Below are 24430 nucleotides of genomic sequence, written 5' to 3' on the forward strand. Positions count from 1 at the left end.
CAGGCCGGGTGAGACCGGCGTGCGGTTCAGGCCGGCGTGCGGTTCAGGCCGGCGCGGGGTTCAGGCCGGCGAACCGGTCGAGCGTCTCGAGTGCCTGCGCCGCCGGCACCGACGGGACCAGCAACAGCACCCGGTCCACCCCGGCGGCGGCTGACTGTTCGATCCGCTCCGTCTTCGGCGGCACGCCGAAGACGGTCACCGACGGGGTGGGCCGGCCGAGGTCGGCGGCCCGGGTCCGCAGCTCGGCGATCCGCTCGCCGGCGTCCGACCGGATCGCGCCGTAGATCGGGAACCAGCCGTCGCCGTAGTCGAGCACCCGGTTGAGGGCCCGGGGCCCCGCGCTGCCGACGAGCACCGGCGGTCCCCCGGCCTGGACCGGCTTCGGCCAGGACCACATCGGCGGGAAGTCGACGAACCTCCCGTGGAACTCCGCCACCTCCTGCGTCCAGATCGTCCGCATCGCCAGGACGCGCTCGCGGGTCACCGCCCAGCGCCGCGCCGGGTCCGTGCCGTGGTCGATCATCTCCTCGGTGTTCCACCCTGCGCCGACCCCGAACAGGAACCGGCCGTCCGAGAGGTGGTCCACCGACGCCACCTCCTTGGCGGTGACGATCGGATCCCGCTGGGTGACCAGGCAGATGCCGGGGCCGAAGCGCAGCCGGCGGGTGCGGGCGGCGATGGCGCCGAACGCCACGAACGGGTCGAGCGTGTGCGAGTACTCCCGGGGCAGCTCGCCGCCCTGCGGGTAGGGCGAGCGCCGCGAGACCGGGATGTGGGTGTGCTCGCACAGGAACAGCGATTCGAACCCGCGCTCCTCCGCCGCGGCCGCGAGATCGCCGACGGGCATCGAGTAGTCCGTGGGAAAGTACGCCAGGCCAAGGTCCACGCTGCGGCATGCTATCCCCGCCCGAGCTCGCAAGCCCCTGTCGAGCAACCCCCCGCGCGCCCCCACGGGACCAGCTCCGGTGTCGGCGGACACAGGGCCCGCGGACACGAGGACACGGCGTTCCTGGGTCGGACGGGAGTGACCGCCTCCTCGACCCGCTGAGATGGGTGGTGCGCCGGATATGATCAGGGAATTCGGGGGGACCTGCTCGCCAGGCCGATGAGCCGGGCTGTCCTCGGGCTAGGAGCGACCCGGCGGACGGCACCTCGGCCGGACCGGCGCGGGGCTCCGGTGGCGGACCCGAGGGGAGGCGGGATGGCGGTCACGATCTCGGTGACGGACTTCGGCCCACTGCGCTCGGCCTCGTTCGAACTGAAACCAATGACGATCTTCGTCGGTCCCAACAACGCCGGCACATCCGTCCTCGCCGCCCTTGTCTACGCCGCCCTCGAGAAATGTATGATCCAGGGGCGGTTCGGTCTATCTCGCCGTATCAGTCCCATAGTGCCTCGTCGAACACGACGACCTTTTTTCTTCGCTGCCGGTCGAGTGGCCGGAGGATGCCGCAGACTTCTCGGTTAATCCTGAAACCCTTGAAGTGCTTTCGTCGATGGTTGAAGGTCAGCTCGCGGTGTATGCGGAAGGGTTTCTAGCCGAGCTCGAACGTTGCTTCGGAACGAAGATCTCGGAACTGCGGAGGGTGCACCCTGGAAGGGTGTGAAGCCGTATCTCCATCAACAGCGCCTCTCCGGCCTGGGGCTTTACCGTTTCCATCGGGGCGCGGCGTACATCCATCAAATGGATCCCGCCGGATATGGGGGAGCTACTCTGCAACTTTATCCGGTCTACCCCGAAGCGGGAACGCAGACTGTCTCCACCGATTCGGGATCTGGCCGACCTCAATCGGCTGGCGTACGGCATGGTGCAACGATGTTTCCGCGATTTCCCGCTCCGGTCGCGATACCTTCCGGCTGTGCGGTCCGGACTCCTGTAAAGTCACCGAGTACTGTCGGCGTCGCTGATCCGACGGTCCTCCCTGGCCGGCATTGAGAATAGGCGGATCCCTGCGCTCTCCGGCGTCATCACGGATTTCCTGGGCGAGATGGTCGCGCTTGAGGAACAAGAAGACAGCGTCTTCGCCGAGGAGGCGACCGAACTGGAGGAGTGCGTTCTACGCGGGGCGATCGAGGTGGCGAGTACACCTCCGGCGCCGATTTCCCACTGCATCGGACGTCCTCGATGGTGTCCGAGGTTGCGCCGATCGTGTTGTATCTCCGTCACATCGTCGAGCCGGAGGATCTCCTGATCATCGAGGAGCCGGAGGCGCACCTGCATCCGGCCTCGCAGACCGCGCTCGCCGAGATCCTCTGCAAGCTCGTGAACGCCCGGCTCGGCGTCGCGATCACCACCCACAGCGAGTTCTTCATCCAGCAGATCAGCAACCTGATCGTCGCCTCTCAGGTCGGCGCGGAGGCGGTGGAACGGGTGGGCCTCCCGCCGGAGGCCGTGCTCGCGCCCGAGAAGGTGGGCGTGTACCTGTTCCGGATGGATCCGGGGACGCAGGGCAGGGTCGTCGAGGAGCTTCCGGTCAGCCGGCAGTCCGGCGTGTCCGAGGCGAGTTTCATCGACGTCGCGGAGGTGCTCTACAACCAGTCGATCAAACTGGACCGGGAGACGACCGAGTGACGCCCCGGCCCCGGCTGGCGGCCACGGCGCGTTCGCACTGCACCTGCTGCGCCACCCGGGTCCTGCGCGAGGGCAGGTGCAGCGTCCGATTACCGGCCGACGGCCAGGTCCACTGCCTCGGGGGGACTCCCTACCAGGCGAACCACGGGCACCCGCAGCGCCTCGCCGACGGCCTGGTCTTCTGGTCGCGGGAGCGACCGGCCGAGGACTACGTGTTCGCGGTGGAGATGAAGGGCGGGCGTGTCGAGGTCGACGTCGTGCTCGGGCAGCTCCAGAACGGCGTGCTCGTCGCCGAGCGCATCTGCGCCGGCCAATCCGGCGTCCACTTTGCCGCGGTACTGGCCAGCAACAGCGTGCGCAGCGTCGACCTGACGGTTCTCCGCAGCCGGCGCATCACCTTCCGCGGGCGGCGGACCGGTGTTCTGAAGATCGGCTGCGGGGACTCGTTGGAGACGCTGTTGTCCCGGGCCGGGGGAGCGAGCTGATCGTCCGGCCCGGGAGAGTGCGGACGCTCAGCGGCCGGTGAAGCGGGGGTCGCGGCGCTCGGCGGTGGCCCGCACGCCCTCGGCGAAGTCGGTGGTGGCCCGCAGGATGGCCTGCTCGGAGGCCTCCCGCTCGGTGGCGGCCTGGATCGCCGGCACGAGGTCCGCCCACATCGTCTGCCGGATGCTGCGCCGCCAGGGGCGCGGCGGCGGCGATCTCGGCGGCGAGCGCGAGCGCCGCGTCGCGCAGACCCTCCGCCGCGGCGAGCCGGTCGGCCAGGCCGATCTCGAACGCCTCCTGCCCGCCGACCCGGCGGCCGGTGTAGAGCAGGTCCAGCGCCTTCTGGCGGCCGACGACCGCCGGCAGCGTCACCGACAGGCCGAAGCCCTGGTGCAGGCCAAGCCGGGAGAAGTTCGCCACGAACCGGGTCTCGGGGCTCGCCACTCGGAAGTCCGCGGACAGGGCGAGCCCCACCCCGCCGCCGATCGCGCTGCCCTGCACCGCGGCCACCACCGGGATCGGGGCGGCGAACAGCCGCAGCGCCGCCCGGTAGAGGGCCGGCGCCCCCTCCTCGGCCGTGACCGCCGCCGCCGTGCTGGCGCCGGCGAAGTCGGCGCCCGCGCAGAAGTGCTTGCCCTGCGCGGCGAGGACGATCGCGCGGACCTCGGAGCCGGCCGCGAGCTTGTCGTAGGTGTCGGCGAGCTCCTCGACGAGGTGCACGTCGAAGTAGTTGTGCGGCGGCCGGCGGATCTCGACGACCGCGACGTGGTCGGGCCGGGTCTGGACGGCGACGTCGCCGGACTCGCTCATGGTGATCCTCCGTTGTGCTGATCGGTGCCCTTGCTGATCGTGCCCTTGTCGGTCGGTGCCCGGCACGCCTCGGGCCTGCGCTCGCACGCGTGTGGGGCCAGCGGTTGCCAGGGGCCAAACGCCCCGTGGGACATCCTGGCCGATCCGCCGTCCTGGGGCGCGCCGTACCGGCCAGCCGATACCGGGTCACCCCGGCCCGCCGTCCGGCCGAGGGCTTATACCGCATCCGCCGCATTGCCGGGCGGGGAGCACTGGAATTCGCCGGCTATCCGTATCGCTGGCGTGTCACCGGCCGATCACTAAGAATAGTTCCAGCCGGCTTCCGAGGATATTTCGCGGCCTCGGGGTCGGGCGTGGTGTGCCCTTCCCTGGGTGCTCCCCGCTGTTTGTCGGCGATCCACCTGGGGTTTTTCGTGATGGGGTGGATCGGCCCGGTGAAATCCGTGAACCCGTGCCGGGGAAAGGAAGATCATGACTGTTGACGATCTCGATGCGAAGGCGCTGGCCGGGCGGCTGGCAACCGCCGCAACCGCCGCAACCGCCGCGCCCGAGGCGACGGGTGAGCCCGCCCCGGACGGACGCACCTGGGCCCGCGGGGACTACTCCGTGATCGCCCGCCTGCTCGTCGGTCTCGGCGGCGACCTCGTCCGGGCCGCGGGGGTCACCCCCGTCCACCGGGTGCTCGACGTCGCCGCCGGCAGCGGCAACGCGGCCATCGCGGCCGCGGAGCTGGACGCGGACGTGACCGCCTCGGACCTCACTCCCAAGCTGATCGAGCGGGGCCGGCGGGAGGCGGCCGCCCGCGGCGTCAGCATGGAATGGCTGCAGGCGGACGCGGAGCTGCTGCCCTTCCCCGACGATGACTTCGACGTGGTGCTCTCCTGCATCGGCGCGATGTTCGCCCCCGACCAGGCGGCGGTGGCGCGGGAGTTGCTGCGGGTGTGCCGCCCGGGCGGCACGGTGGCGCTGGCGAACTGGACCGCAGGCGGGGCGATGGGACGGCTGTTCGCACTGCTGGAGCGGTACGCCCCCACCCGCCCGGAGGGTGCGCTCGCGCCGACGGACTGGGGCGACCCGGACCATGTGCGCGCCCTGTTCGGTGACCGGGTCGCCCGGCTGGAAACGCACCGGCGCACGGCCCGCCTGGACTTCACCGGGTCGCCGGCGGAATGGTGCGCGCTCTACCGGGCGTGTTTCGCCCCGGTCGTCGAGACATACGAGCGTCTCGGCACGGATCCGAAACTCCTCGCCGCGCTCGACGACGACCTGCTGCGATTCGCCGCCGGCGAGTATCTCGGCCCGCTCGGCGGTCCCGGCCGATACGAGTTCGAATATCTCCTCGTGCTGGCCGAGCCGGCCGCCTGACGGCATTTTCCCGGGCCGTCGCCGGGCCCCGGCGACGGCCGCCTCAGTGGTCGGCGGGCCAGAAGACCGCCTTCGGGACCGAGGCCGTGGTGGTGGCCGAGCCGAGGACGATGCCGGTGGGGGTGATGGCCCAGGCGCTGCTGAAGGCACCGCCGAGGGTGCCGAGATCGGTCAGCCGACCGGCCCGCCAGCGGAACGCGTGGGCGGTGCCGCTGATGCGCGGCACCGTCACGGTGCCGCAGACCACGCCCTGGTCGTTGAGGCCGACCGCGTCGAGGTCGCCGCCCGGCACCTGCAGCGGGATGCGTCGCCCGGCCTGCCAGAGGAAGGCGCCGTTGGCCGCGCCAGATGAGCTGACGAGCACCTGGCCGGCGCTGTTGATCGCGACCGCGCTGGACGCGCTGTCCCCGGGCAGGGTGCCCAGGTCGATCGTCCGGCCCCGCTCCCACAGCACGGCATGCCTGGCGCCGGTTGCGGTGTCGCTGGAGCCGACGACCTGCCCGCGCTCGTTGACGGCGACGGCGGTGCTCGACGGGCCGCCGAGCGTGCCGAGGTCGTGAAGGGTCCCCGCGGACCAGACGAAGGCGTGCGTCTGCCCCCCGGCGGTGATGCTGGAGCCGACGATGCGGCCCGCGGCGCTCACGGCGACGGCGTGGCTGCTCGGCCCGCCGAGCGTGCCGAGGTCCCGCGGCCGGGGCCCCCACCACAGCGCGGCGTGCTCCGCACCGCTGTCGGTACTGCTGAATCCCACGATGGCCCCGGCGCGGTTGATGGCGCTCGCGCTGCTGCGCCGCCCGCCGAGGCCGTCCGTGCCGCCGAGGAAGCCCAGGAGCTGGTAGGTCCCGTTGACCCAGCGGAACGCCTGGCGGTCGTAGTGGCTCACCGCGTCGCCGACCACGATGCCGGCGTCGTTCACCGCCGTCGGCTCGTTGCTGCCGTCGAGGTAGCGCGTGGTGCCGCCGCGCCAGATGCCGCCGGTGGCGCCGTACGGGGAGGTGTTCCAGTGGCCGACGAGCAGCCCGGCGGCGTTCCCGGCGGTGAGCCGGCCGGGGCTGTAGGCGTCCGGGCCGGGGACGAGCACCGCGCCGCGCCCGATCGGGGGCCGCGGCACGGGCACCGGGGCGGGACGGGCGCCGCCGCGGCGGGCGGGACCGCGCCGAGCGCGAACGGCGCGGTGGCACCGGCCAGCGCGGCGAGACGGATGAGTGTCCTGCGGTCGTTCGGCACGGGTGCCGCCTTCCCTCTCCGCCCGGCGGAGGACCTGGCGTTCTCCACCAAACGACTACCCTATGAAGTTGGATGGTGGCGCTATGTTGCGATGCCGTCAATGTGCGACACACCCCGGCTCAGGCGGGACGCGTGCCGGTCAGCCGGGGCAACAGGGCTCCCACCGCGAAGCAGACGGCGGCCGAGATGAGCGTGAGGGCGACGTCGACGGCGGTGGTGGGTGACAGCAGGCGGGTCGCGGAGAGGGCGAAGACGCCGAACAGGCCGACCGCGCAGCCGGCGGGCAGGAACCGCAGCCCCCGCTGCCACCAGGTGGCCGGTGCGGCGTGCCGGCCGAGTGGGAGCAGTGCCACCGCCCACAGCAGCCCCATCAGGACCAGCAGGCCGAGCCCGAACAGGCCGTAGATGGACAGCAGCGAGCCGTGCACGCTCGCGGTTCCGGTCACCCGCGCCACCGTGTGCAGATCCGTGTCCCGGATCGCCACCTCGACCGGCATCAGCCCGGTCGCCCGCCCGTCCAGGTCCCGGATGTCGAGATCGACCGTCCAGTTCGCCGAGCCGCGGGCCGGCACCGTCGTGCGCACGCGGGTGTCGTAGTCGAAGAACGTCAGGCCCAGCACGGAGCCGCTCAGCCGCACCGAGTCGACGTCGACGTTCGATCGGCTGAGGTTCTGCACGCCGACCACCACTCGGGCTACCGCGCCGGCGTCGAGGACGAGATCGCCCCGGCCGAGCGGCTGCCCGTCGACGGTCACGGTCAGCTCCACGCCGCCCCCCGGTGCCGCACGGGCAGCGGGGGGCGAGGACAACATGAGCCAACCGAGGCACGCCGCCAGGCAAACAGTGATAAGAATTCTTTCCCGAGCCGACCGTGCGGCCGGCAATGCGATTTTCACTACTTCCCCCCGCAGCCGGGATCTCCGGCCGGTCGGCTGTTACTCTATCGATCGTCGTATGGTGGGACTTCCGCCAAACGTGCATCACGTGTTTTCGCGGGTCGTGGGGACGGGCCGGTCTCAAACGTGTTGCCGGTCGCACCCGGGGGGGCGCACTGGTGTCTGGCCATCCAGCGGCTGACCGGTTCATGCAGCGGTCACGGCGCGGCGTCGTGTCGACGGTCTTTCTGAGCGTTCTGCTTCTTTGCACGGGAGCGGGTGTGGCCGCCGGCCTGGTCGGGCCACCCCGGCTGGTTGACGCCGCGGTGACGGACGCCGCCACCCCGCCTCATTCCGGTGGCGCGCAGGACTCGGTCGTTCCGGCGGACTCCGCTGCTCCGTCAGACTCCGGTGCGCCGGCGGACTCCGGTGCCGTGTCGGGTGCCGGTTCGTCGGGAGGCTCCGCGGCCGGCGCGGGTTCGGCCGACGGGTCGTCCCCGGGTGACTCCTCCGTAGGCGGTCCGGGTGCGGGCGGCGGTTCCACGGGCGGCGGTCCGTCTGAGGGCGAAGCCACCGGCGGCGGGTCCGGGGGCACCTCCTCCGGCGGTGGCTCGTCGGGCGGTGCCTCGTCGGGCGGTGGCTCGTCGGGCGATCAGTCCCCGCCGGGCGACACGCCGCCGGGTTCCGGCGGCCAGACCTCGGCCCCCCCTCCGCCCCCGTCGCCGGATCCCGCGCCGCCGCCGCCCGAGCCGACAACTGCGCCGCCCGTGTCGCCGACCCCCGACGGCGGGCCCATCCCGTCGCCGAGTGGCGGCCAGGGGTCCTCGGACTCGCCCAGCCCCTCCGACAGCCCGACGAACAGTCCGTCCGCCTGCCCCACCGAGACGACCGCCGGCGCCGGCGGGGCGTGCGAACCCAGCCCCTCGGCCTGCTCCCCGGCGCCCTCCGGCGCCCCCGCGGGGCAGTGCCCCACGCCGTCGCCGACCTGCGGCGCGGCGTCTGCGCCCGCGGGTTCGGCCGTCGTCGTGGCCAAGTCGCCCGGTGGTACGTGCACCACGGCGTGCCCCGCCGGATCGTCGCCCGCGCCGGGGTGCGACCCCCAGCAGCAGTCCTGCGAGAGCGCGGCCCCCGCACGCGCCCACGGCCGGGCGGTGACCGGCACGCCCTGCCCGGGGCCGACCGCCACGCGGACCGACCACGGCGCGCCCACGCCGGACGGCGGCTCGCAGTCGCCGCACGCCGCCTCGGTCACCTGCGCGGACGGGTCGGTGCGCGCCGCCGCCGACCAGTGCCCGCTGCCCCAGCGGTTCTGCCCCGGCTCGCCGGTCGGCGTGCCGGTGGGCGAGGCGTGCCCGGCGCCGCGGCCGTCACCGCCGGTCCCGGTCGTCTGTTGGGACGGCTCGGTGCGGGCGGCGACGCTGGACTGCCCGGACGGGCGGCGGCTGTGCCCGGGCGGCATCGCGGTGCCGCTCGACGAGCAGTGCGCCGCCCCGGCGCCTGTGCGCTGCGCCAAGGGCACGGTCCGCGTGCTCGGCGAGTGCACCCCGGTGCGCCCCGCCGAGGCCCCGCAACCGCCCGTCGGCACCCCGGTGGCCCGGGAGGCGCAACCCGGGGAGCTGCTGTTCGACCGGACGATCGTCACCGCCGGGGACACCCTGTTCGCCCGCGGCGCCGGCTGCCGACCCGGGGCGCAGGCCGTGCTCACGGCCGGCGGCGAGCTCGTCGGGCGGGCCGTCGCCGACCAGGCCGGGACGTTCGAGACCGTCGTCCAGTTCGCCAGCTTCCGGCCAGGTTACCGTCCGGTCAAGGCGGAGTGCGGCGAGGACCTCAACGCCGGCATCGACATGGTGCTCGTCTCCGCGGACACCAGCGCGACCGCACCCTCGGTGCTGCTCCCGCTGTTCCTCGCGCTGTCCTTCCTGGCCGTGCACTACCAGCTGGCGGCTCGGGGGCGGCGCCGGGCCAGGGCGCAGCGCCGCTAGCCACCAGCCGCCGGACAGAGCGATGTCCGGCTTCCTCGACGACCAGGGCGGGAGTGACGCACCGATGTCCCACCCATCCGGTCAGGACGCCACCACCGACGGCGGGGCCGACCGTCGTCCCGGACCTGGGTCCGCGGAGCCGACCCAGGTCGGCCCCTACCGGCTGCTGCGCCGGCTCGGGGCGGGCGGGATGGGCACGGTCTACCTGGGGGAGAATCCCGCCGGCGGGCGGGTGGCCGTCAAGCTGATCCGGCCGGACCTCGCCCGCCTCGCCGAGTTCCGGTCGCGGCTGAAGCAGGAGGCCGACAACGCCCGCCGGGTGGCCCGGTTCTGCACCGCCGCGGTTCTCGACGTCGACATCACCGCCGAGCAGCCGTACCTGATCACCGAGTACGTCGACGGTCCGACGCTGGCCGAGGCGGTGGTGGGGCGTGGCCCGCTGAGCCCGGCGGAGCTGCACCAGCTCGCGGTGAGCATGACGACCGCGCTGATGGCCATCCACCGGGCCGGCATCGTGCACCGCGACCTCAAGCCGTCCAACATCCTGCTGTCCCGGCTCGGCCCCAAGGTCATCGACTTCGGCATCGCCCGCGCCCTGGACACCGCTCCCAGGCTCGATCACGATCGCCTCCGCCCGGACCGTCAGCTCGGGACGCCGGCCTTCATGGCACCCGAGCAGGCCCGGGGCGATCAGGTCACCTCCGCGGCGGACGTCTTCGCCTGGGGCGGGGTCCTCATCTACGCCGGGACCGGCCGCTACCCGTTCGGCGCAGGGCCGACGGCGGGGCTGCTGTTCCGGACCGTGAACGAACCGCCCGCGCTCGACGGGTTCGAGGACAGCCTGCGCCCGCTCGTCGAGGAGGCGATGCGCAAGGTCGCCGCGGACCGGCCCCGCGCCGAGGAGCTCTACGCCCGCCTGCTCGACCTGCGCGCCGATGCCCCGGTCGCGGTCCCGCAGCTGCCGCTGTCACTGTCCGAGGTGACCGCGCTCATCCGGCCGCTGAACACCACCCCGCCCGGGGCCCGGCCGCCCGCCACCCCGGCCGGGGAGGCGCCCGCGGACGCCAGGGGCCCCATCACCCCCGTCACGGGTCATCAGCCTGTCGGGCTGCCGCCCGCGTTCCCGGTGACGCCCGCACGCGACGGCGTTTCGGGCCCGCTGCCGCCCGCGGACCCCGCGGACGGCTCCGGCCCGCCGGCCGCGGACGCCGGGCGCGGGCCGTCCGGACTGGTCGGCGAGGCGTCCCCGTCGGGTCAGCATCCCGTCTGGCAGCCGGCCGACCGGTGGCGGACCAGCCCGCCGGACTCCGCCGACGGGCTGGTCACGGTCTGGACCGAGATCGGGTCCCGCGGCCGCGGCAGCGTCGGCGAGCAGTCGCCGGGCGATGGTGCCGGCGGGGTGTCGGGGGGCGTCGCTCCCGGTTCGCACCCCGCGGCCGGAGCCGCAGCGGGAGCGGGAGCCGCAGCGGGAGCGGGAGCCGCGGCCGAAGCGAGAGCCGGGGCGGGTACCGGCGGTGGGGATGTCGCGGGGTGGCCCGCCGACGGTGCCTCCGGGGCGGGCGCCGGGGCCGGACCGCGGGCGGCGGACCGCGGGCGGCGTCGCTCGGGCCGGCCGTGGCTGATCGCCGCGGCCGTCGCCGTCATCGCCGTCGCCGCGGGCCTGATCGTGGTGCTCGCCGGCCGCGGCGGGAACGGGCCGGCCGCGACGAGCGTGCCCGACGCGGTCGCCGCCCGCGCGATCACGCTGCAGGACGAGGACAGCGGGCTCGCCCGCCGCCTCGCCCTGGCCGCCTACACCGCCGCGCCGGGCTCGCCCGCCACCCGCACCGCGATGATCGCCCTGTTCGGCGCCGAGGTCGTCCCCAGCACCGTCGACGCCGGACCCGGCGCCGTGCTGTCGGCGGCGGTCAGCCGGGACGGGCGCCGGGTCGCCACCGGCGGGACGGACGGCGTCATCACCGTGTGGGAGGTCAGCGGGCGGACCAAACTCGTCCGGCTCGGCTCCGTGACGAGTACCGGCTGGATCGGGACGCTCGCCTTCAACGGCGGCGGCGACCTGCTCGCCTCCGGCGGCACCGACGGCGCGGTGCGGCTGTGGAACGTACACGACCCGGCCCACATCCGCCGCTGGTCCGTCGCCAGGCTGCACACCGACGCCGTGCGCACCGTCGCCTTCAGCCCGGACAGCAACACCCTCGCCTCCGCCGGGGCCGACGGCGTCCTCGCGCTGTGGAACGTCACCGACCCCGCCGACCCGACGCAGCGCTCCCGTGCCGACACGGCGACCGGCGGGGTGTACGCCGTCGCGTTCGCCCCCGACGGCCGCACTCTGGCCCTCGCCGGGGAGGACGGCACGGTGCGGCTGTGGAACATCCGCGACGCGGCCCGCCCCACGCCGGGCGCGGTCCTGCGGGGGCACACCCGCGCGGTACGCGCCGTGACCTTCACCGGCAACGGCGCCCTGCTCGTCAGCGGCGGCGTCGACGCCACCATCCGGCTGTGGGACGTGCGTGACCCCGGGCATCCCGTCCCGCAAGCGGTCATCCCCGGGCAGCTCGGCGCGGTCGCGAGTGTGGCCCACGGCGCCGACCCCGCGGTCGTGGCGTCCGGCGGCGACGACGAGACCGTGCGCCTGTTCGACGTCACCGACCCCGCCGCGCCCGTCACGCTGACGCAGTGGCACGGGCACACCCGCCCGATCAGCAGGGTCACGTTCGTCGCCGGCACCGGGATCGTGCTGTCCGCCGGGCACGACGGCACGCTGCGGCTGTGGGAGGCCGAGCCGGGCCGGCTCGCCCGCGCCGCCTGCGCGGACCCGGCGAATCGGATCACGTCGGCGGAGTGGACCAACGCGTTCGCGTCGATGCCCTACCGACCCCCCTGCTCCTGACACGACCGCTCCCGGAGTGATCTTCGGCCCCCGCGCGACCCCGTAGCCGGTCACCGGCGGTGGCCACACTAGCCTCGGCGGTAGGGATCCCGTCCGGCGAGGAGGTTGGATGCTCGCGCCGCTCACCGACGGCCCGCCGCCCGCGGGCTACAGCCGGGAGGGCGCGCTCGGCTCGGTGTACCGGACCAACGGCGTGCCGGGTACCCGTCCGCTGTATTCCTGCCTGATCGGTGCCGACTCCTTCCCCTCGCTGCTCGCGGACTGCGAAGGCCGGCAGGTGGTCGGGGTACTCGGGTGGGTCTACGGCGCGCGGCCGGCGACGCCCGCCACGGCGGTGCTCTACCGGTGCCACACCGGCCAGAATGATCACTTCGCCTCGCGCGACCCCGCCTGCGAGGGCCGCATCGTGGAGGGCACCCAGGGTCATCTGATCATTGGCTGACGGTCACCGCCGCGGCGTGGGCCGCCGGTACGGGCGCGGTAGGACCGCCCAGCCGGTGTCAGACGCGTCGGGGTGAGAAAGACTGCAGGTGTGAACGGTGAGGTAGGGCCCTCGGTGCTGAGGGTCGAGGACTTCGGGCCGGCCTGGGAGCCGGGGCGGTTCGAACTCGGTACGGATGGCCCGCGGGCGATCCTCGCCGGCGTCGACGGCTCCCGCACGGCGATGCGCGCGGCGGCGTTCGCCGCGGGTCTCGCCCGCCGACAGTCGTCCCGGCTCGTCGTCGTGTACGTGGCGTCGCCGTCGGTCTGGGCGGCGCTGTCCCCGGCTCCGGCCGGGGAGGCGGTCCAGCAGGTCATCGACTCGATCGCCGCCGAGGTGCGCTCGTCGATCCAGGAGCGCTCCGAGGAGCTCGGCGTACCGATCCGGTTCCTCGTCCGCGCCGGTGACCCGCTCGACGGGATCAAGCGCAGCGCCGCCGAGGTGCAGGCCGACATGGTCGTCGTCGGCGCGTCCGAGAGCGCCGGGCACCGGCTCATCGGCTCCCTGGCGAGCCGGCTGGTCCGCAGCGGCCTGTGGCCGGTGACCGTCGTCCCGTAGCCTCCGTCGGCCGTCTCCAGACGAGGGTGGTTCGTGCCGGCGATCGGGCAGTTCTGTCTTCCCCGGCGGCTCTGTTTCTCCCCAGGGCGGGCGTGCGAGTCTGATATCCGGACGTCACGCATGCGCAGCCGCCGACGGGGGCGTAATGGGAACGCTTCGAATCAATATTGCGCGCGGCGACGATCTCGCGCATCCCACCATCATGTCCGAATGGAGCAATGACGCCATCGCGCTCGCCTGGAGCGCCGGGCCGAGCGGGAGGTACCTCTCCCTGGCCTGGACGGGGAACGACCCCGCGCACCGGCTCAACTTTGCCATCTCGTGGGACGGCGTGAGTTTCGGCAAGTACGAGACGTGGGTGGAACGATACCGCCCTCGGTGGCCCCGCGCTCGCGCATAACAAGTGGGGGCGACGTGATCGCGTGGACCGGAGGCGGGGGGTTGGGCGGGGGTCCGCCGGACGGGCGCCTGAACGTCATCGTTCCCGGGCGCAAGCGGGCGCTGCTGCCGTGGAAGAGCATCACCGCGCCCGCGCTGGGGGCCGATCCCGGCATGTTCTCCCCGAATCGGCTCTACCTCGCCTGGGTGGACCAGGCCGGATACCTCTGGGCCTCCTATTGTCTGTATGACAACATCGAGGAGCTGGCCGACCCGGCGCGGCGGCAGCGGATTGAGACGAACGGCGTCGCCGAGCGTTCCTTCACCAGTCCGTCGCTCGGTTTCAGCGGAAATCAGCTCTTCCTGTCGTGGGCTGGCGTGGACAAGAGGCACACCGTCAACTTCAAGGTACTGGAGGGGGTCGGGGTCGGCGGCGTCTACCTGACGGACGGCATGCCGCTGTGACCGTCCGAGCCGCGGAGTGAATCCGCTGCGCGGTGCCGCAACAGCGCCGGCGCGATAACGGGCGGCCCGGTGGAACTCCGGCTCCGGTTCCCGACCGCGCGGCGGTTTCCCCGGCGGCTCAGTGCCGGGCGGTCCGCGGACGCGGGCGCGGCCAGGCGCGGGTGTCGCGCGGTTCCACGTACGGTTCGACGCCCTCGTCGAGGCCCGCGGCCATGGCCCGCGCCCGGGCGATCTCGGCGTCGAACTCCAGGCCGAGCAGGATCGCCAGGTTCGACAGCCACAGCCACACCAGGAACACGATGACGCCGGCGAGCGTCCCGTAGGTCTTGTTGTAGGACCCGAACGTGGCCACGTAGACGGCGAACGCCCCCGACGCGACCAGCCAGATCGCGACGGCCAGCACGCTGCCCGGCGTCAGCCAGCGAAAGCCGTGCGGGCGCACGTTGGGCGTGCTCCAGTACAACAACGCGATCATCGTCGTGATGATGAGCACGAGCACCGGCCACTTCGCGATCGACCAGGCGGTGATCGCCTCGTGGCCCAGGCCGATCGCGGTGCCCGCCTGCTCGGCGAGCCCGCCGCTGAACACGACGATCACCGAGCTGACCGCGAGCATCACCACCAGGACGATCGTGATGAGCAGCCGCAGGGGGGCGATCTTCCAGACGGGCCGGCCCTCCGGCATGTCGTAGACCGCGTTCGCGGCGCGGATGAACGCGGCGATGTACCCCGAGGCGGACCACAGCGCGCCGGCCACGCCGAGGAGCGCGACGACCCCGCCGGACCCGGCGCTGTCGCGCAGCCCGTTCACGGCGTCGTGCAGGATGTCGCGCGCGGCGCCCGGCGTGAGCTGCTCGATGTTGCCGAGGATGCGGTCCGTCGCCGACCTGCCGAGGACCCCGACCAGCGACACCAGCACGAGCAGCGCGGGGAAGACGGCCAGCACCCCGTAGTAGGTCAGCGCGGCCGCCCGGTCGGGGAGGTCGTCGTCCATGAACTCGCGGACCGTGCGGCGCAGCACCCCGAACCAGGAGCGCCGCGGCAGCTCGGTGGCGTGCCCCGGCCCGTCGGCCGCCCGCACGGCCGCCACCGCCTGATCCCGCAGCGTCGCCTGGTCCGGCACCACCACCGCTCCCGGTGCCCGCGCGGTTCCGGCATCCGGGCCGGCACCGGCCCCGTCACCGGCATCAGTGCCCGGTGCGGCAGCGGCTCGCTGGCCGGTGGGCCGGCCGTCCCGGCGACGCCGTCTCATCGCGGGCCTGTCACCGGGCCGGGCGGTGCAGCGTCTTGGCGGGCTTGCCGGCCGGCGGATCCGCGGAGACCGGCCGATCGGCCGGGGTGGCCGCGGTGCCGCGCCGGGCCACCTTGCGGAGCTGGATCATGCGGCCGACACCGGGGATCGCGACGAGGAGCGCGCCGGCGACCGCCGAGAACAGCATCGCGACGGCGAGCGGGAGCGACCCGTGCGCACCGAGGAAGGACAGCTTCACGTCGTCCTGGTTCTGCAGGATGAAGATCAGCAGAAGGATGAGGACGAGCGCGAACAGCAGCAGCGTCGTCCAGACGCGGCTGGTGCGCGTCACCGGGATAGGCGTCCGCTCGCCGCGGCCGCCCCGCCCCCGACCCGGCCGCCGTGGCTCGCCCGGCGCGGCGGTCGGCGGGGTCGTCGACCTCGGCGCAGTGGTCGGCGTCGGGTACTGCCCCGGCGCCGCGGCGGCCGGGTCGCCGGGTGGAGGCACCTGGCCGTACGGGGGAGCGCCGGACGCCGGCGGCGCCGGGAACGCGGCGGCCGGGGGCGGCGTACCGGTCGCTAGCTGCGGGGCGGGGATGGGCTCGGTGGTCGACACCGGCGAGCCCGCAGGGCCGCTCCCGGCTCGCGGGGCACCGCTCTCGGGCGGTGCGGGGGTGGGCGGTGTGGTCATGGCCGCTCTCTACCCAACCGCCCGGACCATATCCCACCTTTAGGGTGGCCGTACGTAGTCTGTCTGTGGTCTGACGGCAGGCCGCTGCGGGCGGTCACGTCACGGCTGAGTGGTGGTGCCCGACGAGTCGAGGCCGGTGGTGGGGGCGGGCGCCGGCACGGTCGCGCCCGGCGTTGCCGCGGTGCCGTCCGAACGCAGGCCCGAGCCGGTGTCGGCGGTCGCGGTCGGGGAGAGCGGCGCCGACGGCGGCGCGGTGGGGGTCGCCGTGGCCGACGGATCTCCGGTGCCGGTCGGCGTCGGGGCCGGCGTGGGTGTCGCGGTGCCGGTCGGCGTCGCGGTGGCGTGCCGTGGCGTGGGCTTGGTCGCCACGGAGTTCGCGTCCGACTTGTCGTCCGCGGTCGACTGCGTGGTCTGCGCCGAGCGGCGGTTCTGCGCGACGCGCTCGGGTAGCGGCCGGACCAGCAGGTACAGCGTCACCGTCAGCAGGAAGAACACCACCAGGGCGATGGTGGAGCGGCGCATGTGGATCGACTGCAGGAACTGGACCGTCCGCAGCGAGGACAGCGACGTCATGCGCGAGACCGCCTGGTCGGGTCGGGGCCGGTCATGATGAGGTGGGGGCTGCGGTGTCGAGATCCGTGGGCACGATGATGCCCTCCCGCAGCAGGGCGGTGCCGATGCGCGCCCGCAGGGTTCGGCCGACCTCGAACTGCCGGCCCGGCTGGGTGCGGGCCACCACCCTGATCTTGAATTCGTCGAGGTCCATGCTCTCCACCCCCATCACCGTCGGGGCGTCGAGGAGCAGGTCGTGCAAGGTCTCGTCCGCGTACGCCTCGGCGCCGACCCGGTTGAGCAGGTCGCTGACGGTGGTGAGGTCCGCGGTCGCCGGGATGGGCACGTCGACGATGGCGCGGGCCCAGTCCCGGGACAGGTTGATCACCTGGACGATCTGCCCGTTGGGCGTGGTGACGACCTCGCCGCTGGACGTCCGGATCCGGGTGATGCGCAGCGTGACCTCCTCCACCGTGCCGGTCGACCCGGTCGACGGCCCGCCGGCGACCATCAGGCGGACCAGATCGCCGAACCCGTACTGGCGCTCGGCGATGATGAAGAACCCGGCGAGGATGTCCTGCACGATCCGCTGCGCGCCGAAGCCGAGGGCGACACCGACGATCGTCGCCGGCGCGACGAAGCCGGTCAGGGGAACGCCGAAGCGCTGCAGGACCAGCACCGCCGCCAGGCAGTAGACGATGACCAGCACGGTCCAGGTGAGGACCTGGGCCACGGCGTGCCGGTGCTTGGCCGCCTCCGTGCGCGCTACCCGGTCGGTCCCCGTGGCCGGCACGTCGATCCGGCTGGTGACCCGGTCGCCGAGCCAGGTCGCCAGCCGGGTGAGCAGCGCCGCCCCCGTCACCAGCAGCACGATCTCCAGGCCGCTGCCGCGGGCCCAGTGACCGATGTCGCTCAGCGGGGCGGACGCCGTTATCACGGGCGTGGACGCGCCGGAAGCGCTGATCATGCGGTCCGACGGGACGGGCGCGGGCCGCGCGGGCGGGTCTCGCGCGCGGGCGACGGTCCGTCCGGGCGACACCCCCGGGCGGGCGGCCGCGGACGGGTCGTCGCCGGCGGCGCCGGCCGGGGCTGTCGAAGTCCGCTCACCCCCGCAAACCTACCCTCGGTCTACCCAACGGGTTCACATCGGACCGGGGCCACCTGGGCGCTCCCCGCCCCCGGCACGGTTGCGGTCCGCGTCGACATCGGCCGGGAGATCGGGGATCCTGAACGAGTTGCCTGGTGGAGGGGGTCAGGATGTTCGGGAGGTTCGGCCGAGGCCGATTCGGGGCCGCCGATGACCGGCCGGACTACCCCGCGGGCCCTCCCGCGAGCCGCCGCGAGCCGGCACCGGGGCCCTACGACCTCGCCGACGCGCCGAACGATCGGGTCCGCCGGCTGGACCTGGGCTCGCTCGTCGTCCCGGTGCCGGACGGCGTCGCCGTCGACCTCCGGGCGGATCCGGACACCGGCCGCGGCCTCGCCGTCGAGGCGAGCGCCGGTCGGGCGGCGATGACGCTTGCCGCCTACGCCGCGCCGAAAAGCCACGGCCTGTGGGACGAGACCCGCGCCGAGCTGCGCGGATCGCCCGCCGAGCTGCTCGCGGGCCTCACCTCCTGGACCGGGCCGAGGACGTGTGGCCCGGTCGAGGAGACGGTCGGCGAGTGCGGGGTGGAGCTTCGGTTCACGGCCGAGACGCCGCCCCGCGGGGAGGCCTGGCTGGTGCGCGTGCTCGGCTTCGACGGGCCGCGCTGGTTCCTCCGGGCGACGGTCGCGGTGCCGGTCGCGGCGTCGGCCGACGCCGACGTCCTCGTCGACGACGTGCTGCGCGGGGTGATCGTGCTGCGCGGCGGGCGGGCGGCCCCGCGCGGGGCCGCCCTGCCGCTGCGCCAGCCCACCGACCGGGCCGGCGAGCCGCCCGGCGTTCCCGCCGTCGCCCGCCACGGCGCCCCCGACGACGGCCGTGACGACGGCCGTGACGACGGCCGCGACGACAACCCGGACGGCGACCTCGACGGCGAGTTCGGTCGGATCCGCCCGTCCGGCGCCATCGTCCTGGACACCCGGGGGATCAACCGCGAGGTGATCGGCGCCCCGGTCGGCGGTCTCAGCCGCAACCTCACCACCTGGGGCTGAGGTCCGAGCGTCGCGGGTGGCCGTCGCCGTCCGCGGCCGCTCCTGCTGATCGGCCCGTGGGCGTCGGGTTGTTCCGCCTGTACACAGGGGCCCCTCGGGCGGCTGATCCGGAGCGTGGCGGCAGCGATGCTGACAGGGTCGGATCCGGCCGTGTTGGGAGGCAGCGATGCTCCGTCACAGTTCGACGCCCGCGCATGTCGTGGTGCGCGATCTCTCCGCCGACTTCGTCACGGAGGACGGTGCGCGCGCCTCCGTCGCGGGCACGTTGCGCTACGACCCGGCGGATCCGTTCGCGGTGGAGCTCATCCTGCGTCCCGGCCGGGAGTCCATCACCTGGATCTTCGCGCGCACGCTGCTGGCGGAGGGGACGCAGGGCCCCACCGGCACCGGGGACGTGCGGATCCGGCCGACCCGGTCGGAGGGGCGCGCGGTCGTCACCGTCTCCCTGTCCAGCCCGTCCGGGCACGCCGACCTCGAACTGCCCCGCTCGATCGTCACCCGGTTCCTCGCCGAGATCGAGGAGAAGGTGCCGGCGGGCCGGGAGAGCGAGGGCATCGACTGGAACGCGGAGCTGCGCACCCTCCTGCGCACCCGCAACCCCTGACGGCCCGAGCACCCGCAACCCCTGACGGCCCGCCCGCTCAGGCAGGCGCCCCGGCCGGCTTCGCGAGGAACATCATCTCGATGCCGCCGTCGACGGCCCGCCTGGTCTCCCGGTACCCGCAGCGGGTGTAGAGGCGGATGTTGTCGGCACTGCGGGCGCCCGTGAACAGCTCGAAGCGCGCCGCGGTGGGGCAGCGGAGCTCGATCTCAGCCAGCAGCCGGCTGGCGAGCCCCCGGCGGCGCAGCCGCGGATGGGTGACGAGCCGACCGACCCGGCAGGTGTCGCCGTCGAGCCGCCCGCGCACCGCCGCCACCACCTCCCAGCCGCGCCGTGCGACGAGGACAAGCGTCGCGCCGTCCCGCCACCCGTCACCGCCTTCGGTGAGGATGCCGCGCAGCTCGGCGACGCTCTCGGTCAGCGGCGCGATGGAATGGTCGCCGTACAACTCGGCCTCGGACTGGTAACAGAGATACTGCAGCTTGACGATCTGATCCGCGTCCTCGCCGCGGGCTGCCGCCAGGACGATCCCGTCGTCCGGTGGCGGAGCCGGGATCGCCGCCGCGGCGGCGGGGCGCGGATCTGGAACGGAGCGTGATCCGGCGTCGGGCACGACGGTAATCCTCGCAGCCGCGCGGACCAGGCGCGCCCGGCGTGGCTGGTGGGCGTGGGATGTCGGTGGGTGGGTCAGGGGGTGTCGGGGGCGCCCTCGGTCGGCTGCCAGACGGGGATCTCGGGCGGATCGGCGACGCCGGCGTCCCGCATGAGGGTGCCGATCGCGGGCGGGTCGATGAAGAGCTGATGGAAGGCCTCGGTGGGCCGCCAGACGTCGAGCACGATGAGCTGACCGTCGCCGGCAACGAAACGATGGGGCACGACGCCTACCTTTTGCCGAAAATGCAATGGGTTCCCGGCCGTGGTGACGAAACGTCCGGGCGGCCGGTGGCCCGTCCCGGCATCGTCACGACTGCTGTCGCTCGATGATGCCCCGCAGGAACGCCGCCTGGCCGACATGCTGGAGGTCATCCGAAACGACGCTGATCAGGCGGACCCCAAGGGTGACAGGGGGCTCCCACCTTTCGTCCACCACGCGGTCGAAGTCGCCGTCGGTGAGCGTGTCGAGGTAGCGGACGGTCTGGTCGTGGACGGCCTCGTGGTAGTCGACGAGTGGCGCCGGGTCGGCCACGCGGACCGCGTCGACCTCCTCGGCCGTGTGCCCGTAGCCGACCGACGCGGCGGGCAGCGGCAGCGCGAACCGATCCGCGAAGCCCCCCGCGGTCCAGACCTGCTCGAGCCCGGCGACGTCGGCGACGTGGTCGTCCTGAATCCGGGTCAGGTGCCAGACCAGCCAGCCGATGGAGTTGGACGTCCCGTCGATCCGGAGGGCGAGCTGCTCCGCGTCGAGGCCGGTGACGGCATCGCGCACCTCGTCCCGAATCCGCCCGAAGGCGTCGGCGAGAAGATCGGAACCGTTCATCGCGCGGGCTCCCCTCACGTGGTCGGTCGGTGCAACGCCGGCGGCGTCGGGCCCGATCTTAGGGTGACCACGCCGGCCCGGTTCCGGCATGTGCGGCTCGGCCTGGCCGTCGGGGCCCGCGGTAACGACGTCGACAACGACGTCGACAACGACGTCGACCGCCGGGATCACGGCCGGGCAGAATCGGGGCGTGCAGATCTGCGTGCTGGGCCCGCTGGAGGTCCGGACCGGATCCGGGGTCTCCGCGGCGACGGTCGACGTCGGCGGCGCTCGCCTGCGCACGCTGCTCATCCTGCTCGCCCTCGATCCCGGCCGGACCGTGACAACCCAGCGGCTGGTGTCCGGGCTGTGGGCCGACGAGCCGCCGGCCGCCGCGGGCAACGCCCTGCAGGCCCTGGTCTCCCGGCTGCGGCGGACCGTGCCGGGCCTGCCGGTGGAGTTCCGAGCCACCGGCTACCGCCTGGCCCTGCCCGCCGACGCCGTCGACGCGGTGCGCTTCGAGCGTCTCGTCGCCGACGGCCGCCAGACGCTGCGGGCCGGGGACGCGGCGCGGGCGGCCACGCTGCTGCGGGCGGCGCTCGAGCTGTGGCGTGGCCCGCCGCTCGCCGACGTCGCCGACGCCCCCTTCGCCCGCGCCGCCGCCGCGCGGCTCGACGAACGCCGCCTTGCCGCGATCGAGGGCCGGGTCGAAGCCGATCTGCGCCTGGGCGCCGGGGCCGAGCTGGTGCCGGAGCTGGCCGAGCTCGTGTCCGCCCATCCCACGCGGGAGTCGCTGACGGCGGCGCTGATGCGGGCCCTCTGCGCGGCCGGCCGGCCCGGTGCCGCCCTCGACGCCTACGAACGGCTGCGCGCCCGGCTGGCCGACGATGTCGGCGCGGACCCCTCGGGCGAGCTGCGCGACCTGCACGCGACCGTCCTGCGCGGTTCCGATCCCGTGGGCGGCGCCGCTTCGTCGGGCATGGGCACCCCGCCGGGTGGGTCGCGCACCAACCTGCGCGCCGCGCTGACCAGTTTCGTCGGACGCTCGCATGAGGCGGACCGGGTCCGAGAGCTGGTTCGCGGCGCCCGGCTCGTCACGCTCGTCGGACCGGGCGGGGCGGGCAAGACGCGGCTGGCCGTCGAGACCGCCCGCCTGCTGCTCGACGGCGCCGGTGAGCCGGCCCGGTTCCTGCCGGACGGTGCCTGGCTGGTCGAGCTCGCCCCGGTGACGGCCGCGGCCGACCTGCTACCGGCGGTGTTCGCCGCGCTCGGGCTGCGCGAGCAGGTGGTGATGAACGCGCTGCGGATGCGCGGCATGGCCGACAGCGACCCGGTGCAGCGGCTCACCGCCGCGCTCGCCGGCCGCCGGCTGCTGCTCGTCCTGGACAACTGCGAGCACCTGCTCGACCCGGCCGCCACCCTGGTCGAGGAGCTGCTCGGGGCCTGCCCGCAGGTGCGGATCCTGGCGACCAGCCGGGAGCCGCTGGCGATCACCGGGGAGACCCTCTGGCCGGTCGGGCCGCTCGCGCTGCCGCCGGCGGAGCTCGATCCCGCGGCCGACCCGGCTGCGATCGCCCGCTACCCGGCGGTGCGGCTGTTCACCGATCGGGCCGTCTCCGTCCGGCCCGGGTTCCGGCTCGGCGTCTCCTCGGCGGATGTTTCCTCGGTGGGCGTCATCCCGGCGGGCGTCATCCCGGCGGACGGTGCGTCGGTGGGTGTCGACTCGGGGCTGGGCACTGCCTCGGGGCTGGACGGGGTGTCGGTGGACGGCCAGACGGCGGCGGTGGTGCGGATCTGCCGGGCGCTGGACGGGATGCCCCTGGCCATCGAGCTGGCCGCCGCCCGGTTGCGGGCGATGACCCCCGAGCAGGTCGCCGCCCGCCTGGACGACCGGTTCCGGCTGCTGACGTCGGGCAGCCGGACCGCCCTGCCACGGCACCGGACGCTCGCGGCCGTGGTCGACTGGAGCTGGGACCTGCTCGACGAGCCCGAGCGGGTGCTGTGGCGCCGGCTGGCGATCTTCCCCGGCGGGGTGACTCCGGCCAGCGCCCGGGCGGTCTGCGCGGATGCGCTCGCCGCGGCGGGCGTCACCGCGGCCGGCCTGCTCGACCCGGACGACATCCCCGACCTGCTCACCGCCCTGGTCGAGAAGTCGCTGCTGGTCAGCGACGCGAGCGATCGCGGCGACGGCACCACCGCGCCGCGCTACCGGCAACTGGAGACGATCCGGGAGTACGGCCTGCAACGGCTCGCCGCGGCGGGGGAGCGCGAACCCCTGCGCGCGGCCCACGCGGCGCACTTCCTGCACCTGGCCGAGACCGCCGAACCCGAGCTGCGGGGCCTGGACCAGCTGCGGTGGCTGCGCCGGCTGACCGTCGAGCAGGACAACCTGCACGCCGCGCTGCGCGGTGCGATCGCCGTCGGCGACGCGATGACCGCGGTGCGGATGTCCTCGGCGCTGGGCTGGTACTGGTGGCTGCGCGGGCACAAGCTGGAGGGCTTCCAGCTCGCCGCCGCGGCGCTCGACCTGCCGGGGGAGTCGTCGCCGCAGGCGCGGGCGATGGCCGGCACGCTGGCCGCCCTCAACGCCTTCGACGGGTTCCAGGACATGGACAGCGCGCTGCTACTGCTGCGGGCGGCGGTGCGCGACGGCGGCGACCTCGTCGGCGACCATCCCATGCTGCCGTTGCTCAAGGGCTTCCGGCTGATGCTGGAGGGCGGCCTCGGGGAGGCGCCGATCGACGCCTTCCGGGAGTGCTTCGACCTGCCGGACACCTGGGCCCGGGCGACGGCCCGCATCCTGTTCGCCTACCTGACGATGAACCTGGGTGACCATCTCGACGAGGCGGACGAGGGGGCCAGGGCGGCGCTGGCGGACTTCGAGGGCCTCGACGAGCGCTGGGGCATGGCGTTCGCCAACGGCGCCCTGGGAGAGCTCGCCGGTCTGCGCGGCGAGCACGCCGCGGCGGTGGCGTTCTTCCGCCGCGCCACCCGGCTCACCGCGGAGCTCGACTCCACCGAGGACGTCGGCCAGTTCCAGCTGAACCTGGTGGGAGCCGCGGTGGCGCTGGGGGACATCCCGCAGGCCCGCGCCGCGCTCGCCGCCGCCCGCCGCAGCGCGCAGCTCGTCGGCACGCCGGAGCTGCTCGCCGGCGTCGACCTCACCGAGGCGGAGCTCGCCCGGCTGGAGGGCGACCTACCCCGGGCCCGGGAGCTGGCCATCAGCGGGGCCGCCGGCATCTGGCACCGCTCGGTGGTCCCCCAGTTCCGGTCGATGGCCGCCACCTCGGTGGCCTTCATCGAGCTCGCCGGCGGTCGCCTCGACGTCGCCCGGGAGATCCTCGCCGCGGCGCTGGACGAGGCCGTCCGCTCCACCGACGCCCCGGTGACGGCCCGGGTGCTCATCGCCGTGGCCGACCTGGCCCTGCACGACGACGAACCGGAGCGTGCCGCGGAGCTGCTCGGCGCCGCCACCCTGATCAGCCGGTCCGGCGACCGTGACTACATCCGGGTCGAGCGTGCGGCGCGGGCGGCGCTGGGCGAGGCGGAGTTCGCCGTGGCGGCTGGGCGCGGCCGGGCCGTCCCGCTGTCCGCCTCGCTGGACCTCGCGCGCCTCCCGCCGGTGGCCTGGCCACCCCGGTTGCCCGAGCTCACCGAGACGGGCTAGGCCAGCCGCC

22 protein-coding genes and 1 pseudogene are annotated in these 24430 nt (G+C 74.2%); 11 read left to right on the top strand and 12 right to left on the bottom strand.

All coding sequences use genetic code 11. From position 1 onward, the window contains the following. Nucleotides 1-43: 43 nt before the first annotated feature. Nucleotides 44-886: an LLM class F420-dependent oxidoreductase gene (locus FRAQA3DRAFT_RS28585; protein WP_035921660.1), complete on the bottom strand. Its 843-nt coding sequence runs from the start codon at nt 884-886 to the stop codon at nt 44-46. A 1239-nt stretch (nt 887-2125) separates the two neighbouring features. On the opposite strand from FRAQA3DRAFT_RS28585, the gene FRAQA3DRAFT_RS28590 reads away from it, so the two are divergent. Together FRAQA3DRAFT_RS28590 and FRAQA3DRAFT_RS28595 are read left to right on the top strand one after the other, a co-directional pair. Then, entirely contained in the window at nt 2126-2572 is a 447-nt protein-coding gene (locus tag FRAQA3DRAFT_RS28590; RefSeq protein WP_035921661.1) for an AAA family ATPase, read from the top strand. Then, nucleotides 2569-3057 carry a hypothetical protein gene (locus FRAQA3DRAFT_RS28595; RefSeq protein ID WP_009742542.1) on the top strand — a complete coding sequence of 163 codons (489 nt, stop codon included), beginning with the start codon at nt 2569-2571 and terminating at the stop codon, nt 3055-3057. The genes FRAQA3DRAFT_RS28590 and FRAQA3DRAFT_RS28595 overlap by 4 nt, the downstream gene beginning before the upstream one ends. A gap of 27 nt (nt 3058-3084) precedes the next feature. On the opposite strand, the pseudogene FRAQA3DRAFT_RS28600 reads toward FRAQA3DRAFT_RS28595, so the two are convergent. Next, a pseudogene (locus tag FRAQA3DRAFT_RS28600) lies at nt 3085-3865 on the bottom strand (enoyl-CoA hydratase/isomerase family protein). Between the two features lie 471 nt (nt 3866-4336). Between FRAQA3DRAFT_RS28600 and FRAQA3DRAFT_RS28605 the strand changes: the two are divergent. Then, the gene (locus FRAQA3DRAFT_RS28605; protein ID WP_009742543.1) at nt 4337-5230 is read left to right on the top strand and encodes a class I SAM-dependent methyltransferase; all 894 of its coding nucleotides are present in this window, start codon (nt 4337-4339) and stop codon (nt 5228-5230) included. A 43-nt stretch (nt 5231-5273) separates the two neighbouring features. Here the strand turns inward: FRAQA3DRAFT_RS28605 and FRAQA3DRAFT_RS28610 are convergent, their stop codons facing one another. From FRAQA3DRAFT_RS28610 to FRAQA3DRAFT_RS37815, 3 genes are all read right to left on the bottom strand, one after another. Further along, nucleotides 5274-6341 carry an HAF repeat-containing protein gene (locus FRAQA3DRAFT_RS28610; protein ID WP_232291804.1) on the bottom strand — a complete coding sequence of 356 codons (1068 nt, stop codon included), beginning with the start codon at nt 6339-6341 and terminating at the stop codon, nt 5274-5276. Nucleotides 6342-6576: 235 nt separating this feature from the next. Continuing rightward, a complete protein-coding gene (locus FRAQA3DRAFT_RS28615) occupies nt 6577-7212 on the bottom strand; it encodes a hypothetical protein (RefSeq protein WP_009742545.1) in 636 nt (211 codons plus the stop codon). A 772-nt stretch (nt 7213-7984) separates the two neighbouring features. Further along, nucleotides 7985-8584 (bottom strand): hypothetical protein, encoded by a 600-nt coding sequence (locus FRAQA3DRAFT_RS37815; RefSeq protein ID WP_232291805.1) that lies wholly within the window; start codon nt 8582-8584, stop codon nt 7985-7987. Between the two features lie 16 nt (nt 8585-8600). Here FRAQA3DRAFT_RS37815 and FRAQA3DRAFT_RS28625 point away from each other — a divergent pair, with 16 nt between their 5' ends. The 5 genes from FRAQA3DRAFT_RS28625 (at nt 8601) to FRAQA3DRAFT_RS31895 (ending at nt 14086) form a co-directional block, all read left to right on the top strand. After that, on the top strand, nt 8601-9314 hold the full coding sequence (locus FRAQA3DRAFT_RS28625) for a hypothetical protein (protein ID WP_232291806.1): 714 nt from the start codon (nt 8601-8603) through the stop codon (nt 9312-9314). Between the two features lie 64 nt (nt 9315-9378). Beyond that, nucleotides 9379-12204, top strand: coding sequence for a WD40 repeat domain-containing serine/threonine protein kinase (locus FRAQA3DRAFT_RS28630; protein WP_232291807.1), 2826 nt, complete (start codon nt 9379-9381; stop codon nt 12202-12204). Between the two features lie 109 nt (nt 12205-12313). Continuing rightward, nucleotides 12314-12646 (top strand): hypothetical protein, encoded by a 333-nt coding sequence (locus FRAQA3DRAFT_RS28635; RefSeq protein WP_009742549.1) that lies wholly within the window; start codon nt 12314-12316, stop codon nt 12644-12646. Nucleotides 12647-12736: 90 nt separating this feature from the next. Further along, complete coding sequence (locus tag FRAQA3DRAFT_RS28640; protein WP_232291808.1) at nt 12737-13243, top strand: universal stress protein; 507 nt, start codon at nt 12737-12739, stop codon at nt 13241-13243. 441 nt (nt 13244-13684) lie between these two features. Beyond that, nucleotides 13685-14086 carry a hypothetical protein gene (locus FRAQA3DRAFT_RS31895; protein ID WP_009742551.1) on the top strand — a complete coding sequence of 134 codons (402 nt, stop codon included), beginning with the start codon at nt 13685-13687 and terminating at the stop codon, nt 14084-14086. A gap of 118 nt (nt 14087-14204) precedes the next feature. Here FRAQA3DRAFT_RS31895 and FRAQA3DRAFT_RS28650 read toward each other — a convergent pair whose 3' ends face one another. From FRAQA3DRAFT_RS28650 to FRAQA3DRAFT_RS28665, 4 genes are all read right to left on the bottom strand, one after another. Continuing rightward, nucleotides 14205-15212 (bottom strand): YihY/virulence factor BrkB family protein, encoded by a 1008-nt coding sequence (locus tag FRAQA3DRAFT_RS28650; RefSeq protein WP_009742552.1) that lies wholly within the window; start codon nt 15210-15212, stop codon nt 14205-14207. A 136-nt stretch (nt 15213-15348) separates the two neighbouring features. After that, nucleotides 15349-15669: a lipopolysaccharide assembly LapA domain-containing protein gene (locus FRAQA3DRAFT_RS37820; protein WP_232291810.1), complete on the bottom strand. Its 321-nt coding sequence runs from the start codon at nt 15667-15669 to the stop codon at nt 15349-15351. 438 nt (nt 15670-16107) lie between these two features. Further along, nucleotides 16108-16581, bottom strand: a complete 474-nt coding sequence (locus FRAQA3DRAFT_RS28660; protein ID WP_009742554.1) for a hypothetical protein — start codon at nt 16579-16581, stop codon at nt 16108-16110. Between the two features lie 31 nt (nt 16582-16612). Continuing rightward, entirely contained in the window at nt 16613-17527 is a 915-nt protein-coding gene (locus FRAQA3DRAFT_RS28665; RefSeq protein WP_009742555.1) for a mechanosensitive ion channel family protein, read from the bottom strand. Nucleotides 17528-17817: 290 nt separating this feature from the next. Between FRAQA3DRAFT_RS28665 and FRAQA3DRAFT_RS28670 the strand changes: the two genes are divergently transcribed. After that, nucleotides 17818-18696 carry a DUF3710 domain-containing protein gene (locus FRAQA3DRAFT_RS28670; protein WP_009742556.1) on the top strand — a complete coding sequence of 293 codons (879 nt, stop codon included), beginning with the start codon at nt 17818-17820 and terminating at the stop codon, nt 18694-18696. Between the two features lie 166 nt (nt 18697-18862). Next, entirely contained in the window at nt 18863-19300 is a 438-nt protein-coding gene (locus FRAQA3DRAFT_RS28675) for an SsgA family sporulation/cell division regulator (RefSeq protein ID WP_009742557.1), read from the top strand. 37 nt (nt 19301-19337) lie between these two features. Here FRAQA3DRAFT_RS28675 and FRAQA3DRAFT_RS28680 read toward each other — a convergent pair whose 3' ends face one another. From FRAQA3DRAFT_RS28680 to FRAQA3DRAFT_RS28690, 3 genes are all read right to left on the bottom strand, one after another. Continuing rightward, the gene (locus FRAQA3DRAFT_RS28680; RefSeq protein WP_009742558.1) at nt 19338-19910 is read right to left on the bottom strand and encodes a GNAT family N-acetyltransferase; all 573 of its coding nucleotides are present in this window, start codon (nt 19908-19910) and stop codon (nt 19338-19340) included. 74 nt (nt 19911-19984) lie between these two features. Then, nucleotides 19985-20173, bottom strand: a complete 189-nt coding sequence (locus FRAQA3DRAFT_RS28685) for a hypothetical protein (protein WP_009742559.1) — start codon at nt 20171-20173, stop codon at nt 19985-19987. 85 nt (nt 20174-20258) lie between these two features. Beyond that, entirely contained in the window at nt 20259-20774 is a 516-nt protein-coding gene (locus FRAQA3DRAFT_RS28690; RefSeq protein ID WP_009742560.1) for a DUF664 domain-containing protein, read from the bottom strand. Nucleotides 20775-20964: 190 nt separating this feature from the next. Here FRAQA3DRAFT_RS28690 and FRAQA3DRAFT_RS31900 point away from each other — a divergent pair, with 190 nt between their 5' ends. After that, nucleotides 20965-24420 carry a BTAD domain-containing putative transcriptional regulator gene (locus FRAQA3DRAFT_RS31900; protein ID WP_083873698.1) on the top strand — a complete coding sequence of 1152 codons (3456 nt, stop codon included), beginning with the start codon at nt 20965-20967 and terminating at the stop codon, nt 24418-24420. Nucleotides 24421-24430: the final 10 nt, after the last annotated feature.

Origin of the sequence: Frankia sp. QA3, from assembly GCF_000262465.1 — a bacterium.
Classification (GTDB): Bacteria; Actinomycetota; Actinomycetes; order Frankiales; family Frankiaceae; genus Frankia.

Coding starts and splice junctions, on each gene's coding strand:
- FRAQA3DRAFT_RS28590 (WP_035921661.1), top strand. CDS start 2,126: ATGGTGTCCGAGGTTGCGCCGATCGTGTTGTATCTCCGTCACATCGTC.
- FRAQA3DRAFT_RS28660 (WP_009742554.1), bottom strand. CDS start 16,581: ATGACGTCGCTGTCCTCGCTGCGGACGGTCCAGTTCCTGCAGTCGATC.
- FRAQA3DRAFT_RS28605 (WP_009742543.1), top strand. CDS start 4,337: ATGACTGTTGACGATCTCGATGCGAAGGCGCTGGCCGGGCGGCTGGCA.
- FRAQA3DRAFT_RS28665 (WP_009742555.1), bottom strand. CDS start 17,527: ATGATCAGCGCTTCCGGCGCGTCCACGCCCGTGATAACGGCGTCCGCC.
- FRAQA3DRAFT_RS28630 (WP_232291807.1), top strand. CDS start 9,379: ATGTCCCACCCATCCGGTCAGGACGCCACCACCGACGGCGGGGCCGAC.
- FRAQA3DRAFT_RS28670 (WP_009742556.1), top strand. CDS start 17,818: ATGTTCGGGAGGTTCGGCCGAGGCCGATTCGGGGCCGCCGATGACCGG.
- FRAQA3DRAFT_RS28675 (WP_009742557.1), top strand. CDS start 18,863: ATGCTCCGTCACAGTTCGACGCCCGCGCATGTCGTGGTGCGCGATCTC.
- FRAQA3DRAFT_RS28635 (WP_009742549.1), top strand. CDS start 12,314: ATGCTCGCGCCGCTCACCGACGGCCCGCCGCCCGCGGGCTACAGCCGG.
- FRAQA3DRAFT_RS28690 (WP_009742560.1), bottom strand. CDS start 20,774: ATGAACGGTTCCGATCTTCTCGCCGACGCCTTCGGGCGGATTCGGGAC.